Source organism: Brevibacillus sp. SIMBA_040 (assembly GCF_046535075.1).
Classification (GTDB): Bacteria; Bacillota; Bacilli; order Brevibacillales; family Brevibacillaceae; genus Brevibacillus.
This window is the reverse complement of the sequence record NZ_JAWRXI010000008.1, coordinates 264,158-278,008: the sequence shown is the minus strand read 5'-3', so window position 1 is coordinate 278,008 and position 13,851 is coordinate 264,158. Positions and strand designations below refer to the sequence as shown.

The window sequence follows — 13,851 nt, the reverse complement described above, 5'->3', positions numbered from 1 at the left end:
GTCCTCCTAACTAAAATACAATAGTCCTTTTTAATTTTTTAGTGATAGGCATTTGATGTACATCTGGAGTCCCTTCCTTCGGCGATGGTAAATTTTGATCCGAGTTTTTTTCGTAGGTGACTTGCTGATATATTTCTGGTTGTTGATGTTGTAATTTCGCTAATTTAACTCTTGAAGTTTTATCATTGTTTTTTTCGAGGTATCCAATGTAAATTTCAAAAGGATTTTCGTCTGCTGAGAAGTTAATCTTTTGATCTCTTTTAAGCTTGTAAATTGCTTTTCTTAATCTTAGTGAGTGCGCTATGATTCCCCAGTGACCATGTGCTTTCAAAATACCTAATTCGCTACCATCGGGAAGAAAAGCTCTGATCGTTCTTAAATCATCAACGTTTACCAATAGTGTTAATTCCTTATTTATTAACCATGGAGAAGTGGAAAGAATTGAATTATGATATGTAACATGTTCAAACTGTATAAAAGGTCTCTTACCATACTCTACGCTTCCTGCTACTCTTCGTTTAGCTTGGAATGAAAGAAATATTAATTCACTTCGCTTCTCTTCAGGAAGCTGTCTAACCAATTCGTTATTCTCGATTTTTTGTTTCATGGACCCAAGAGGAGAGAAGTTCTCGATACCCGAATGGGGTCTCAAATTATAGTTTGCAATCAATATCTCAGTCAATTCTTCCAAGTGCTCAATTGAAATATTGTACTTACGTGCTTTGTCTTCCGGGTCCTGTCTTCGAGGATCTTTTGAATTACTTCCGGTAGTACTTGGAAGTCTATGATAACCGTTTTCTTCGAGGAGACCGAACAGTCTTTCAATGATGCCTCGATATTCGGGCATGTTGACTGGCCCGGCATTGACATCACAACCGATAACTCTTCTTAGTCTGTCTTTAACAATGTTCGCTAAGTTAGCTTTTGCATTATCAAATAACAACTCATCCCAAACAGCCCAACTAGTTTCCGAAATAAGTGCAGAGGCATAACCGATTTGATCTGGATAACGGAGCCCGTGAATACTTAATGTTTTTTCTCGCCAAGGCATTGTTGCTCTTTTTATACACTGGAGCACATCAGTACTTGAATACTCTTTTTCTAAGCAGATGTGGTAACCAAGGACAGTTCTAGTTGCCACATCTATAAGTAAGAGTAACCAGGGACGATCAATAGTTTCTTGTACTCGATGACCCAGTGGAGTTGTGTATGTAATTGTAAATATGGCATCAATTTTGTGACCATCAAACTGAACTTGTTGATAAGGGCGAGTAATAATATTTTTTGAATGATATGTCGAAGGTACTCTTTTTGCCCTACGCCCGGCGTCAACACCAAACCTAGCAGATACAATTTCGGTAAAGTGATCATTTTGTAATTTTCTAAAAAAACGCTCTAAGGATCTAAGGCCTTTATTGTATGTGTTTAATGGATATTCATTTTCAATGATACCTTCATTTTTACATGCCCGAACGAATTTATCATGAATATCAATGATACGCATACGTGGGCGTTTTACACCACCTTGAGATTTATTAAGGTATAAATTTAAAACTAATTTTGCAATTGATGGATGCTCGTCTAAAAACTTACTGAATGATCCATTAAAGCTCACCTTTTCAAGTTTATCCTTTACATTGATGGGTTTACTTCTTTCATATGATTTCATACGTTTATATGGTATTAGTGCACGGTAGCCATAAACTTTCCCATCCTCATCATAATCAAGACACCTTTTGATTAACCGGAACAAATCTACCCTATTCACGCCAGTCTGTTTTGTTATGTCTAAGATTGTTGCTCTGTCAGTCATGTATAGGTCTACAGCTTGCTTTCGTTTTGCAAAGATGTCTCTGTGCATTTCCGGTAAGTTTTCAAAGTTAACTTGTGGCCAGTTCGAGATGTGTACTTCGAGATTTTCCCGTTCAATTAGGCTTTTTCTCACCATTTAAGACCACCTCAATCTCCTTTAATGGTTTTTTGTAAAGATCAGCGATGATCTCTCCACGGTAATACATCCAACTGAGTGCCTCAAATATTCGTGAACGAGGTATATCTATCAGCGTTTGTAGCTGATCTATCCTCACTCTTGTATTTTCAGCTAATACCTTACGAAGCTGGAAATAATCTGTTTCCACCGGTTGAGGACGATTACTTACGAATTTAACTATTTGTTTCACATTATCAAGATACAGAGGGTTCTTACGAATTATTGCCTCTGTCATAAACTCATATTTGTAACCTTTCTCCAAACACCAAGCTTTTTGAATTTGAAATTTGCCTTCTTTCATTTGAACAGCATCTAAATTGGGAGAATCTGAGTAACTTACTTCAACAAAACTTTCGGTTCCATCTTGCCATAATATCCACATATCAAACATTTCTGAAGGATGCTCGCAGAATGCTTTAACATTTGGATTTATCTCTACAAGTGCCCAATGATCATGTTCAAGATCTCCATGTAATTGAACATAGCGCTTTAATTTTGGACTGTAGGCATCCCAAAGGTTGGTCCCGAAATGGCGACGGCCAATCTTTAAAGGCTTATACAACGTATCACCTCTAATACGATATAAAAAGTTTATACTAGTATGCATTTTGAGTATTGACAGTTTTTTTAGATATTATACAAAAATGTGATATCTTTAGGTTACAAGTAAATTTTTCCTATTAAGATGGTGTTTCTAAATTTTTTAACTACCTCTCCTGAGTAGCGGATACTGCTTCTCTAATTAGATTAGTAAAATTGTGTCGCTCTCCAATTGGGTAAGTACTTTTGTGTCAATAAAACACGACATAAAAATACTAACTATTCCTACGAGAATGCCTTAAAATCAAGGTTTCCAGCACTCTGAATAGTTAGTACTTTAGTGTCGTCATACAAATGTCTGTCTAATGACACAAATCTGTGTACCAAAATGACACAAATCTGTGTACCAAAATGACACGAATGTGTGTACTTTCAACTGGATTAACCTTAATGACACAAATTTAAGTCCGCTTATTTTAATAAAGTCCACAAATTTCTGTCACGTCAGTTGGTATCTATGAACAACAGGTTGCAGCTGTATAAACGTTTTATTACTAAAGTGATGAAGACACAAAGATACTCCTTAACGTAGGTTTAGCTAAATGCTGTAAATTGAATATACTGAATGAGGTGTATCCGCTTTTATGTCATATTTTATCTTTGTTAAATTTTAGTTCATAAAACAGCCATTTCATGTACTGAAAAAACAATAAAAGAACCCAGTTTTTTAGGGTTCTTTTATTGTTGTTAGTTAAATCTTCATTTTTACTGATTGCTCAATATACAAATTTCGGTACGGAAGACTGTCTACGCTATCTTAACTTTTTGCCCTTGTTGTATAGAGATAACAAAGTTTTAGACTGATTAATAAAGTACTAGACTGGATAATAAAGTTTTAGACTTGGGGCGTTAAACTATACCAGCTAATAGCTTGTCAACATTCCCAGCTTAGTAATTATAAATCATGTGGTATAGTGAAAAATAAGCATGCCAAATACCCTCCAAATTAAAGATCTGTTGGGAGGTTATACCATTAACTTTTTGTTAATCCGGACGGAATGACTTCTTACTTTTTAAAATGGCATAAAGCCAATGAACTAGCTTATTCGCGCATGCTACTAGTGCCACTTTATGAGGCTTTCCTTCAGCTCTTTTGTGGTCGTAAAACTCCTTTATCCGAGTATTGCGAGAGCGGATAAGCCCACATTGGACAGCCATTACTAGCGCGTACCGAAGCTGCCGAGAACCACGTTTTGTGATTCGATTTCGAGTTGCGGTGAACTTTCCTGAAGCAAAAACACTCGGGTCTATGCCAGCGAAGGCGACCAGCTTCTTTGGGTGATCAAATCGGTCGATTTCACCAATTTCCGATAAAATTGTTGCCGCAATTTTATGGCCAATACCGGGAATCGACTGGATTAAATCATACTCTTCAATCTCTTTAGCCAGGGCATCTATGTTCTGTTCCAATTCAGCAAGATGCTCCTGGTATTGAAGAATAAGGGTGATAAGGATTTTTAGATTAATTAAGTGGCTTGAGTACATCGTTTGCTGGAATGGATTTTGTTTTGCCGCATCCAGCAACCTTTGAACTCGCTCGTTAATCCAATCTTCTGATCGACCACGTTTTGAAGAAAGTAGAAGACTGATCTTGGATTTTAGCGTTGTTGAATCGGTTTGAATCACTGAATATGATGTTGGAAACTCGTATAAAAACCGTAATGAAACACTTGAATACATAGCACCGAAGACGCCTTTATAAGCAGGGAAAACTTGATCCAAAACGGCTTGGAATTGCAACTTTGTTTGCACACACATCTTAGAAAAGGCCTCGTATTGCCGCGTTAGATAGCGCAGATTAAGCAACTGAACGCCCCTTTTTTTGAAAGGTTCGAATTCTTCCCTATAGTGTAATTCGCCCAAAAGATAAGCATCAGCAGCATCCGTTTTCACCTTACGAAGATTAGATTTTCTAAGGCGGTTTGAAATGAGCGGATTGATAACAATGAATAAATAGTGATGCTCTTCTAAGAACTGAACCACTGGGCTTTGGTAATGCCCAGTCGCTTCAAGAATCAGTGTAGGGCGCTTTCCAGATACAAGCTCAACGTCACGAATCGCTTGAAGCAGTTTCTCGAGACCTTCCTGCGTATGTGCAAAGTGAAAAGTCCTTTTGTACGGTTTTCCTCGGTCTAAAAAAGCTTGACCATGACTTTCTTCTTTAGAGATATCTAACCCGATAACTGGATTCATCCAATCGCTCCTTGATGTAAATTTACCGGTAGCCTCTATGAATCTTCTTGTCGCTCCACAGCATCGCATGTGATACGGGATCTTTGTCCCAACCAGCCTCAATCATGGTCATGACAAGTAGAGGTGAACATTATAGCGCTCGGGATCAAGTCCCACGGGCAGTTGCGTTCGACTCGGCTACCCTAATCCTCAGAGCAAATGCAAAAAGGATCAACCAGAAAGAACTGGTTGATCACATAATACGAACGGGCAGTTATGCGCAAGACGTGACACACGTTTCATCCGCACGCCCCCTCTCGATCGCATAACCTCGCCACCAACCAGTCGGGTCAGATCATACCAGTTCGTGGACAGCAACAGCAGAAAATAGCGGAAAATCCGCTAAACAAAAACGCCGCAACCCTGTCATTGGATTGCGGCGTTTTTGTTCTCGTTCAATCATCCTTCTACCGTTCTTTGGCAAGCCGTGCTTTCAACTTGGCAATCAGCTGCTGCACATGTGCCCGCCATTCGTCCCAGCTCGACGATTCCCGCCACAGCTCCGCCAAATCCCCCTCGCAGTCCCCCTCAATGTCAGTCCAAATCACGTTCAAATGCTCCAGCAAAGCCCCAAGTGCGGCACGATCGGCCGTGAACGCCCGTACTTGCGTCAACGAGCGTTCTTCCTTCTCATGATCGTAATCCAAACTGCCATTCTCCAGAAACTCGATATACAGCTCCGCGAGGGCGAGCACTGTTCCGTCATAAAGGAAATCATCCTCACCAAACTTCGCCATCAATTCACCCAAATCCAACGTGTCACGAGGAAGCAAATCCTCGATCGCTGCCACTAAATCCAGCCCTTCATCACTTTCCAATGCTTTGATTCCCCATGCTCCCATTCGCTGTCCTCCTGTCACTGTCGTTATCTTCCATTATATGGAGCGTGTCCAATGTCGTCAATTGTTACCAGGACTCTTTTAATGGCAACACCCCGCACTCACGAGTAGCGCTGATTCCGTCAAATAGGTAATTTAAGACCTAAAGTATTGCGGAGAAAGTTCCGCTAACGGGTTCTATAGTTCAATGAGCCAGTCTAAAACTTTATTATTCAGTTTAGAGCCATGGGTTGCTTAATTCTAACGTTGAGTCTAAAACTAATTTTCAAATACCTGGTGATTTTGAAGACCGGGACTCCTTGTACTATAAGGGGTTCTGGTCTAAAACTTTATTATCACTGAACACTTGTTAATACATTTCGGAGTAGACGTTCGTTTCAATTTTGAACTCTTCCCATATGCTACTGCCAATTGATTTCGCTAAATTCGTATCTTCAGCTAAATAATTGATTGCTTCATTAAGATTTCTAGGAATCCAAGAAATGCCCCGCTCCTGTAATTCTACTTTATTCATCTTATCAACATCGATATCAACAGGTTCTCCTGGATCTATACGTTTTGTAATACCGTGAAGTTTAATGTCCCAATCATTCCTTTAACTCTAGCAATCTGTTTAAATAAGTGCATAAATGTTACTTGATCATCAGCGGCTTTTAAAGCTGGAGCATACTTCAAGTTTATTTCTAGCTGTCCTGGTCCATATTCACTGGAGATTTGTTCTGTCTCTACTCCCATTTTTTCCAATGAATAAACAAAATTTTGAACAAATTCCTCCTGAATATCTACCCCTACGGTGGAAAAACAATGGCTGTTGTATGCAGTCAAAATAGTTCCATCCTCTTCTTTCAATAAATAGGCTTCCTGCTCAAAATGCCATATACAGTTTTCCAACCAATAAAGCTTCAGCTTCTGTAAGAAGGCGTTTAAAAGCATTACAATCATCGCCCCTTATGAATGTCTTTTTTGTCTTCCCAACTCCTCAATCAGGTATCCAAGCAACGCACTTCTTACGGGGATGTCCTGAATCAAAACATGCTCGTGTACTGCGTGCGCTCCATCTCCAACAGGACCAAGTCCATCAAGCGTAGGCGCGAGAGGAGCTGTAAAATTTCCATCACTAGCCCCTCCAGTCTCAACTTCGACCAAGTCAATCCCCAATTTTTCCTTCCCTATATTCCTGGCCAGTTCAAACATTTTACCAACTTCCTTGGTACGTTCCAGTGGCGGACGATTTATTCCACCTTCTACCTCTATCCTAGTTCCTTCAATTGCAGGAACGATATTTTCAATTAGGGGAATAATCCGATCAAATTCAGCTTGTGTCCTCACTCGTAAATCCACTTCCGCCTCTGCTTCCGCAGCTACTACATTCCCCCTCGTTCCTCCTTTAACAGTTCCGACATTTACAGTTGTACCGATTGAGTAATCAGTCAGTTTATGAAGGTATATGGTTTGATGGGCTAATTCTTCAATGGCGCTTTTCCCTTTTTGATGATCAATTCCTGAATGTGCAGCTTGCCCTGTTACTTTTAGTTTGTACATCCCAACTCCTTTACGGGCCGTTTTTAAAGCACCGTAATCGAACATAGGGGGCTCAAGGACGAGGACGTAATCACTTTTCTTAGCTTCTTCCTCAATGATTTGCCGAGATGATGGACTTCCTATTTCTTCATCTGAAGTGATTAAAAAAACAACTTGACAATTTGGATTAATTTGGAGGTGCCGTAATGAGTGTAACGCATATATTCCTTGAACGATTCCGCCCTTCATATCGAAAATTCCCGGTCCATAGGCTTTATCACCTTCAATACGAAAAGGGTTTCTTTGCAAATCGCCGCTTTGCCATACAGTGTCTCGATGTGCGAGTAAAAGAATCTGATGATCTCCCTTTCCCCATCTTCCACGAAGATGGTTCCCATACGTTTGATCAGGAATGATCTCCATCGTTCCACCAGTGAAAGAAAGAAAAATCTCCATTATCTTTTTACCTAATAAATCATTCATTTCTTTTTCGAGAGAAGGAGATTCTATTTCCACCAGTGTTTGTAACATTTTTAGCATTTCATTTTGCTGAGTTTTCAAATATTTCAATAAGTCGCCCATGTTTTCTCCTTTCATCAATCACTATTACTCTTACAAATATAGATGACAAGCTTACTATGTGACCTATTTGTTATTTTAGTTCATTCATCAGGTAGAGAATTTGTGCCTGAATGGTCACATCAAGGGCAGTAGTCGGTTCATCCGCAATCAGCAAGTCTGGCTGGCAAGCGATAACCATTGCAATCGTCACTCGCTGCCTCATACCTCCTGACAACTGGTGAGTATTCATGCATGAATTTTTCGGCTCTGGGAATTCCGACTTTTTTTAGCACCTCTATTGTCTTTGCTTTTCTTTCAGTAGATTGCAGCTTAGTATGATTTTTCAACACTTCGCCAATTTGTTTTCCACGGTAAAAAACATTCCGGTTACTTTCGCAATAGCTGGGGGAAGTACATTCATAATAGAGAAAGAAGTGATACTTTAGCCGATCCTGACTCACACACAATAGCAAGTGTTTCCTGTTCTCGTATAGAAATTTGAATATTATGAACGGCTGGTAGCAAAGCATTGTCCGTGCGAAACGCGATGGTAAGATTTTCAACATGTAGTAATTCTGGTTGCATCTGATACATTTCCCCTCTTCCGTTTGTGTCTGATTACCTGGTAACAAAATAGTCGTAAGTGGATTTTGCTACTATCGCGATCATTTGTGCTGCTTCCAGTTGTGAGCTGTTATTTTCAGAGAAAGCTGAAACAATGACGATACCTTTTTCTTCAGGTAAATAAATGATGCCAATATCATTATGAACAGCACCGACTGAACCCGATTTACAAGCTACTGGGGTTCCGGCAGGCAATAAATTTGGAATCCGATCGCGGAAATGCTGTCTTTTCATAATGTCAATCATCTGCTCGCACGCTTTCTTTGAAATCAACTCTTTTCTGGCTATTTTCTCCAACAATAATGCCATATCAGCTGGGGTTGACACATTATTCTCTATACTCTTGGTAAACACGATGCTTCTTTTATCATGCTTTGCCTGGAACAGACGAAGCGACACTTCTTCATACTGCTCGTTGCTATGCAATTCAGGGTCTAGGTTTACAACCAAACTTAATAACTGCCAGCATGTCAGATTCACATAGGTATCCTGTAATCCGATACTTTTCATATATTGGTCAGTACGGTTCACACCTACCAGCTCAAGTATTTTGTCTGTTCCGACGTTATCGCTAACAATAATCATCAGAGTTGCCAAATCCTTCAGCGAAACCTCAGATCCGGGATCGAATTCTTTTAATACTCCTGAGCCCGGGACTCGATCTGTCAATGAAAGACGGACTCTCGTATTTAAATCGATTGTCCCTGCTTCCACTTCACGAAATAAAGTCGCTAGAATCGGTACTTTATAACAGCTTGCCATCTGAAAGAGATGCCCTTCATTAATCTTCACCTCTTCATTTGTCTCCAAATGTTTGATGACAATCCCGAATGTTGCTGTTGCTTGTCCAACTAATTCTTCGATTTTTTTTTGCAAGTCCATGTTTAACTCATCCTCTCAGTCTGGATAATGGCTGGGAAGCTTCGTTATGGGTAAAAAACCTCTGAATAGAGCGAATTTTTCTCGATTTTTTCATAGTTAGGCTCGTATCCAATCCCCGGTTTATCAAGTAATGTAATAACTCCATTGTGAGGTGTTACCTCCGGGTCTATAATGTCTTCCTCCCAATAGTTTTTTGATCCAGCAGTATCACCAGGGAAGATAAAATTGTCCAAAGTAGTAATGGCAATGTTATGTGCTCGTCCGATTCCCGACTCCATCATACCGCCACACCAGACTGGAACATTCTGTTGCTTGCAAAGGTCGTGAATTCTCTTAACTTCGGTCAATCCTCCAACACGACCGATTTTGATGTTGATGATCTTGCAACTTCCCAACTCAATCGCTTTTCGGGCATCTTCTACAGAATGAATACTTTCGTCGAGACAAATAGGTGTTTTTAGTCTTTTTTGAAGAGTAGAATGATCGATGATATCATCATGTGCGAGTGGTTGCTCAATCATCGTCAAGTCAAATTGATCCAATTCTTGCAGTAGGTCGCTATGTGCCAGTGTATAAGCGGAGTTTGCATCTGCCATTAGCTGAATATTGGGAAATTTATTTCGAATAGCATCCATTACTGCAATATCCCATCCAGGTTTTATCTTCACTTTTATTCTCTTGTAGCCCAAATCGAGGTTTTTGTGAATGACCTCCAAAAGTTTAGGAATGGAAGCTTGGATCCCAATACTTACCCCCACCTCTACTTCCTTCTTCGTCCCACCAAGGGCTTGTGCCAAACTGACTCCTTTGCGCTTGGCAAATAAGTCCCAAACAGCCCCTTCCAATGCGGATTTTGCCATGTTATTCCGTCGTACTTTTTGAAAAATAGTGGACACATCGGATGGGTCTTCCAGGTGTTTCCCTATCAGCATGGGAATGAGGTGTTCTTTCAGCATTTGCCAGTTTCCTTTTACTGTCTCTTCACTGTACCAAGGAAGGACCATCGCCACCGATTCCCCCCACCCTATTACTCCATTCTCGTCCATTATTTTGACTAAAATAAATTCCTTATCTTTTACCGTTCCAAAGCTTGCTGTAAAAGGTTGTTTCAATTGCAATTTCATGTAGTGTAAGATAACTCTCTTTATTTGCATCACTAATAGCCCCTTTCATCCAGAAATTTATTCTTCGATTATCGTTCTGTAAATCTCGAAATTGTGTTCATATTCCAATATTCTTTGCCTAACTTGCTCTGAATCAATCACAGACATACCAGCAACAATTGCATGAAGCAACACAAAAAGTGGCGGAGTAACATCGAGTGTAGAGGAATCCGTACTTGGAACCTGCAGCACGATATCAGCGTTTTGGCTGACTGGTGCTAGAACATCATCGGTAATAGCAACGATATATGCTCCCTTGTTTTTAGCTATCCTTACAATATCCAGTGTTTCTTTGCTATATCTTTTGAATGAAAAGGCGATCAGTACCCATTGTTTATCCATTCGTGATGATAATTGGACAATATCATCCGTATTCTGGTTATACACCTGGGCATCTTCACAGAGCATACGTAAGCTGAATGCCAGCCAATGTGCCGGTGCATATGATGACCGCAAGCCTACTGTAAGGACTTTTTTTGATTTGCTAATGCTTTGCAATACTTTCTCAAATGCTGTTTCTGAAATAGTTCCAAGCATCCCCTCGATTCGGTCCAAACTTTCTTTTACCACTTCGGTAAAAAAATGCTGATCATTTTTAAAACGTTTGGTGGTTTCCTGATGATGCGTAAGCGCATTCTTTTCATTTCGTAGCTGCTCGGCAAACACTTCTTTTTGTAATTGACTGAAACCGCTATACTTTAATGCGTAGCAGAACCGTATAATAGTGGTCTCGCTAACACCGATCTGTTCCCCTACACTCGATGCAGTATTATTAATAAACAGTTCTGGGTTTTCCAGAAGATGTTCTGCCACCTTTTTTTGTTGCTTAGTTAACTGAGCATAGTGTGTTCGAATTTTTTCTCGTATCGTAACCATTATTCGTCTAAATCCTCCCGAGGAAGTTTTGGTTCTTTTTTTATTTCTTTTTGAAGTTTTGCTTCTTTTTGCTATTCTAAATAAAGTAGGATAAAAGATCAAGTGTTTTTCATTCATTTTTTATAGACTCTAACATTATGCCAATCATCTAGATTCTTCATAGAATAACCAATCTTTTCTTCTTTAGACTTACGTACTAATTACAGAATTAAAGAGTCCTGGAATCTTCTCATGCAATTTAGACCAGTAACTAGAATCAAGTTGATATGATCGGGCTCTTTAAAAAACAAAAAGGTGCTTCTGTCTTTCAAGCACCTTTTCCAAATTATATTTAGTTAGAATGAGGGTGGTGTAACTGCGAATATAACAACTACGTTCTGATCAAACGTATTTTTCCACTTATGTTTCATGTGCGGCGGTATTCTTACACTATCCCCCTTACTCAAAATATGAACTTCGTCATTTAGATACAACTTTACTTCCCCTTCTAGAACAAAAGCTGCTTCCTCTCCTACGTGTTCCATCAATGCCTCAGAAGATTGAGTTCCGGGTGTCAATTTCATTAAAGCATACTCGATAGCCCCGTTTAAATCAGGGGATAATAGCTCATATGAAATATGTTTACATTCGGGAAGAATCATTTTTTTTCGATGATTGGATCGCACAATCAAATTTTTTGTATTTTCCTGCTCCAGAAAGAAGTTAAAAACCGGAACCTCTAATACTTTAGCAATTAATTTTAGTGTATGAATAGAAGGGTTTGCTATCCCTCGTTCAATTTGGCTTAGCAACGAAGGTGTCACTTCTACCAGATCTGCTAGTTGGCGAATGTTTAATCCCTTCTTTTTCCTGTATTCTTGTATTTTTTGCCCTACATGAAAGTCATTCATAATAAATACGCTGCTCCTCGCGTTTAATTTCAGTTGCAAATAAAATAAATTGTATTGACTTTTATTAAATACATTTTAACATAAAGAGAATCATGTAATACCTTTTTATATGTAATCGTACTCCAGAAAACATTTTATGAAGAGAGGGAGTTACCGATGCCAACGGATCAGACAGTAGCAGGGAAATCGATTTTGCAATGGCAACTAGAATATCCGATATTACAAGATGTAGTGTCATTAAAAGAAGTTTTTTGGATAAATGCCAAGTATAAGGCATCAAGCATTGATACTCTTACCATTGATGAAAAAGATGTGAATGATGCTGAGGAAAGATGGAAACGATTTGCACCTTATCTTGCTAAGGTATTTGAAGAAACCCAAAGCATGAACGGCATCATCGAATCTCCTTTGGTACCTATTCCCCATATGCATCGCTATCTTGAAAAAAAGTATCAGCAGGCACTTCCTGGGAAACTATGGTTAAAATGCGATAGCCACCTCCCAATTTCGGGATCGATTAAAGCGAGAGGTGGGATCTATGAGGTTCTCAAGCATGCAGAGGATCTTTTGTTTAAGCATAAACTGTTAACAGCTCAGGATGATTACTCCATTTTAGATACTAAGAAGTTCAAAGATTTTTTTTCGCAATATTCGATCGCTGTAGGATCTACCGGTAACCTGGGTCTGAGTATTGGAGTAATGAGTGCAAAAATGGGTTTTAACGTGACTGTTCATATGTCAGAAGACGCAAAACAATGGAAAAAGGACTTGCTCAGAGAAAAAGGCGTTACTGTAATTGAACATCGTTCAGACTATAGCAAAGCAGTTGAAGAAGGAAGAAAACAAGCAGAAACAGATCCAGATTGCTACTTTATTGATGATGAAAATTCAAAGCACTTATTTTTAGGGTACGCTGTAGCAGCTATTCGTTTAAAAAATCAATTAGATGCAGCAGGCGTTATTGTCGATAAAGACCACCCTTTATTTGTATATCTTCCATGCGGTGTTGGTGGTGGTCCGGGAGGCGTTGCTTTTGGTTTAAAATTGATTTACAGGGAACATGTGCACTGCTTCTTTGCTGAACCAACCCACTCTCCATGCATGCTGCTTGGGTTGTTAACAGAATTACATGATCAAGTATCTGTTCAGGATTTTGGGATAGATAACAAGACTGATGCAGACGGTCTTGCAGTAGGGAGGCCTTCTCGATTTGTAGGTAAAGTAATCGAAAGCTTATTGAGTGGAGTTTTTACAATTGATGATGAAGAATTATATATTTTACTACATGCTCTAAGTAACAGCGAAAATATTGACCTTGAACCCTCTGCATTAGCTGGAATGCTAGGAACCGTCAAACTGCATCATACAAGAGTCGGTCAGGAGTATTTATCTGCAAATGCACTAGAAGGAAGGTTGGAAAATGGTACACATATTGTTTGGGCAACTGGCGGAAGCTTGGTTCCAAGAGAAATAATGGAAGGCTACTATAACAAAGGCTTACATTTATCAACACTGAAAGATTCACTTACGGAATACGGTAGTTGAATAAAAGAAAAAGCGGCAAAAGACTGTGAACAACATAGTCTGAACCGCTTTTTGTTGTTACGCCCACCATAACAGGCGGGAAAATAAAGTCCAAGACGGCCGGTTTTTTGCTGTCATTATCTTACTCT

13 protein-coding genes are annotated in these 13,851 nt (G+C 39.4%); 1 reads left to right on the top strand and 12 read right to left on the bottom strand.

Features of this window, described 5'->3' with window-relative positions:
• Window positions 1-10 precede the first annotated feature (10 nt).
• The 12 genes from SB752_RS15795 to SB752_RS15740 all read right to left on the bottom strand — a co-directional run bounded on the left by SB752_RS15795 (window position 11) and on the right by SB752_RS15740 (window position 12,178).
• Complete coding sequence (locus tag SB752_RS15795) at window positions 11-1,948, bottom strand: hypothetical protein (RefSeq protein WP_410716571.1); 1,938 nt, start codon at window positions 1,946-1,948, stop codon at window positions 11-13.
• Complete coding sequence (locus SB752_RS15790; RefSeq protein WP_410716570.1) at window positions 1,926-2,552, bottom strand: hypothetical protein; 627 nt, start codon at window positions 2,550-2,552, stop codon at window positions 1,926-1,928. The genes SB752_RS15795 and SB752_RS15790 overlap by 23 nt, the downstream gene beginning before the upstream one ends.
• A 1,022-nt stretch (window positions 2,553-3,574) precedes the next feature.
• The gene (locus SB752_RS15785) at window positions 3,575-4,783 is read right to left on the bottom strand and encodes an IS110 family RNA-guided transposase (protein ID WP_410716569.1); all 1,209 of its coding nucleotides are present in this window, start codon (window positions 4,781-4,783) and stop codon (window positions 3,575-3,577) included.
• A gap of 446 nt (window positions 4,784-5,229) precedes the next feature.
• Window positions 5,230-5,664 (bottom strand): DUF4259 domain-containing protein, encoded by a 435-nt coding sequence (locus SB752_RS15780; RefSeq protein ID WP_410716568.1) that lies wholly within the window; start codon window positions 5,662-5,664, stop codon window positions 5,230-5,232.
• A 346-nt stretch (window positions 5,665-6,010) separates the two neighbouring features.
• Window positions 6,011-6,175, bottom strand: a complete 165-nt coding sequence (locus SB752_RS15775; protein WP_410716567.1) for a hypothetical protein — start codon at window positions 6,173-6,175, stop codon at window positions 6,011-6,013.
• A gap of 35 nt (window positions 6,176-6,210) precedes the next feature.
• A complete protein-coding gene (locus SB752_RS15770; protein WP_410716566.1) occupies window positions 6,211-6,603 on the bottom strand; it encodes a type I glutamate--ammonia ligase in 393 nt (130 codons plus the stop codon).
• Between the two features lie 6 nt (window positions 6,604-6,609).
• A complete protein-coding gene (locus tag SB752_RS15765; RefSeq protein ID WP_410716565.1) occupies window positions 6,610-7,764 on the bottom strand; it encodes a M20 family metallopeptidase in 1,155 nt (384 codons plus the stop codon).
• A gap of 70 nt (window positions 7,765-7,834) precedes the next feature.
• Window positions 7,835-7,966 (bottom strand): ATP-binding cassette domain-containing protein, encoded by a 132-nt coding sequence (locus SB752_RS15760; protein ID WP_410716564.1) that lies wholly within the window; start codon window positions 7,964-7,966, stop codon window positions 7,835-7,837.
• Between the two features lie 395 nt (window positions 7,967-8,361).
• The gene (locus SB752_RS15755; RefSeq protein ID WP_410716563.1) at window positions 8,362-9,249 is read right to left on the bottom strand and encodes a serine hydrolase; all 888 of its coding nucleotides are present in this window, start codon (window positions 9,247-9,249) and stop codon (window positions 8,362-8,364) included.
• A 44-nt stretch (window positions 9,250-9,293) separates the two neighbouring features.
• Window positions 9,294-10,403 carry an o-succinylbenzoate synthase gene (gene menC, locus SB752_RS15750; protein WP_410716562.1) on the bottom strand — a complete coding sequence of 370 codons (1,110 nt, stop codon included), beginning with the start codon at window positions 10,401-10,403 and terminating at the stop codon, window positions 9,294-9,296.
• Between the two features lie 27 nt (window positions 10,404-10,430).
• The gene (locus SB752_RS15745; protein WP_410716561.1) at window positions 10,431-11,288 is read right to left on the bottom strand and encodes a MurR/RpiR family transcriptional regulator; all 858 of its coding nucleotides are present in this window, start codon (window positions 11,286-11,288) and stop codon (window positions 10,431-10,433) included.
• Between the two features lie 335 nt (window positions 11,289-11,623).
• A complete protein-coding gene (locus SB752_RS15740; RefSeq protein WP_410716560.1) occupies window positions 11,624-12,178 on the bottom strand; it encodes a cupin domain-containing protein in 555 nt (184 codons plus the stop codon).
• A gap of 156 nt (window positions 12,179-12,334) precedes the next feature.
• Between SB752_RS15740 and dsdA the strand changes: the two genes are divergently transcribed.
• Entirely contained in the window at window positions 12,335-13,723 is a 1,389-nt protein-coding gene (gene dsdA, locus SB752_RS15735) for a D-serine ammonia-lyase (protein ID WP_410716559.1), read from the top strand.
• Window positions 13,724-13,851: the final 128 nt, after the last annotated feature.

Excerpts from the sequence above, each read along its gene's own strand:
- SB752_RS15740 (WP_410716560.1), bottom strand. The coding sequence starts at position 12,178 with ATGAATGACTTTCATGTAGGGCAAAAAATACAAGAATACAGGAAAAAG.
- SB752_RS15780 (WP_410716568.1), bottom strand. The coding sequence starts at position 5,664 with ATGGGAGCATGGGGAATCAAAGCATTGGAAAGTGATGAAGGGCTGGAT.
- SB752_RS15770 (WP_410716566.1), bottom strand. The coding sequence starts at position 6,603 with ATGATTGTAATGCTTTTAAACGCCTTCTTACAGAAGCTGAAGCTTTAT.
- dsdA (WP_410716559.1), top strand. The coding sequence starts at position 12,335 with ATGCCAACGGATCAGACAGTAGCAGGGAAATCGATTTTGCAATGGCAA.
- SB752_RS15760 (WP_410716564.1), bottom strand. The coding sequence starts at position 7,966 with ATGAGGCAGCGAGTGACGATTGCAATGGTTATCGCTTGCCAGCCAGAC.
- SB752_RS15775 (WP_410716567.1), bottom strand. The coding sequence starts at position 6,175 with ATGAATAAAGTAGAATTACAGGAGCGGGGCATTTCTTGGATTCCTAGA.
- SB752_RS15795 (WP_410716571.1), bottom strand. The coding sequence starts at position 1,948 with ATGGTGAGAAAAAGCCTAATTGAACGGGAAAATCTCGAAGTACACATC.
- menC (WP_410716562.1), bottom strand. The coding sequence starts at position 10,403 with ATGCAAATAAAGAGAGTTATCTTACACTACATGAAATTGCAATTGAAA.
- SB752_RS15755 (WP_410716563.1), bottom strand. The coding sequence starts at position 9,249 with ATGGACTTGCAAAAAAAAATCGAAGAATTAGTTGGACAAGCAACAGCA.
- SB752_RS15765 (WP_410716565.1), bottom strand. The coding sequence starts at position 7,764 with ATGGGCGACTTATTGAAATATTTGAAAACTCAGCAAAATGAAATGCTA.
- SB752_RS15745 (WP_410716561.1), bottom strand. The coding sequence starts at position 11,288 with ATGGTTACGATACGAGAAAAAATTCGAACACACTATGCTCAGTTAACT.
- SB752_RS15785 (WP_410716569.1), bottom strand. The coding sequence starts at position 4,783 with ATGAATCCAGTTATCGGGTTAGATATCTCTAAAGAAGAAAGTCATGGT.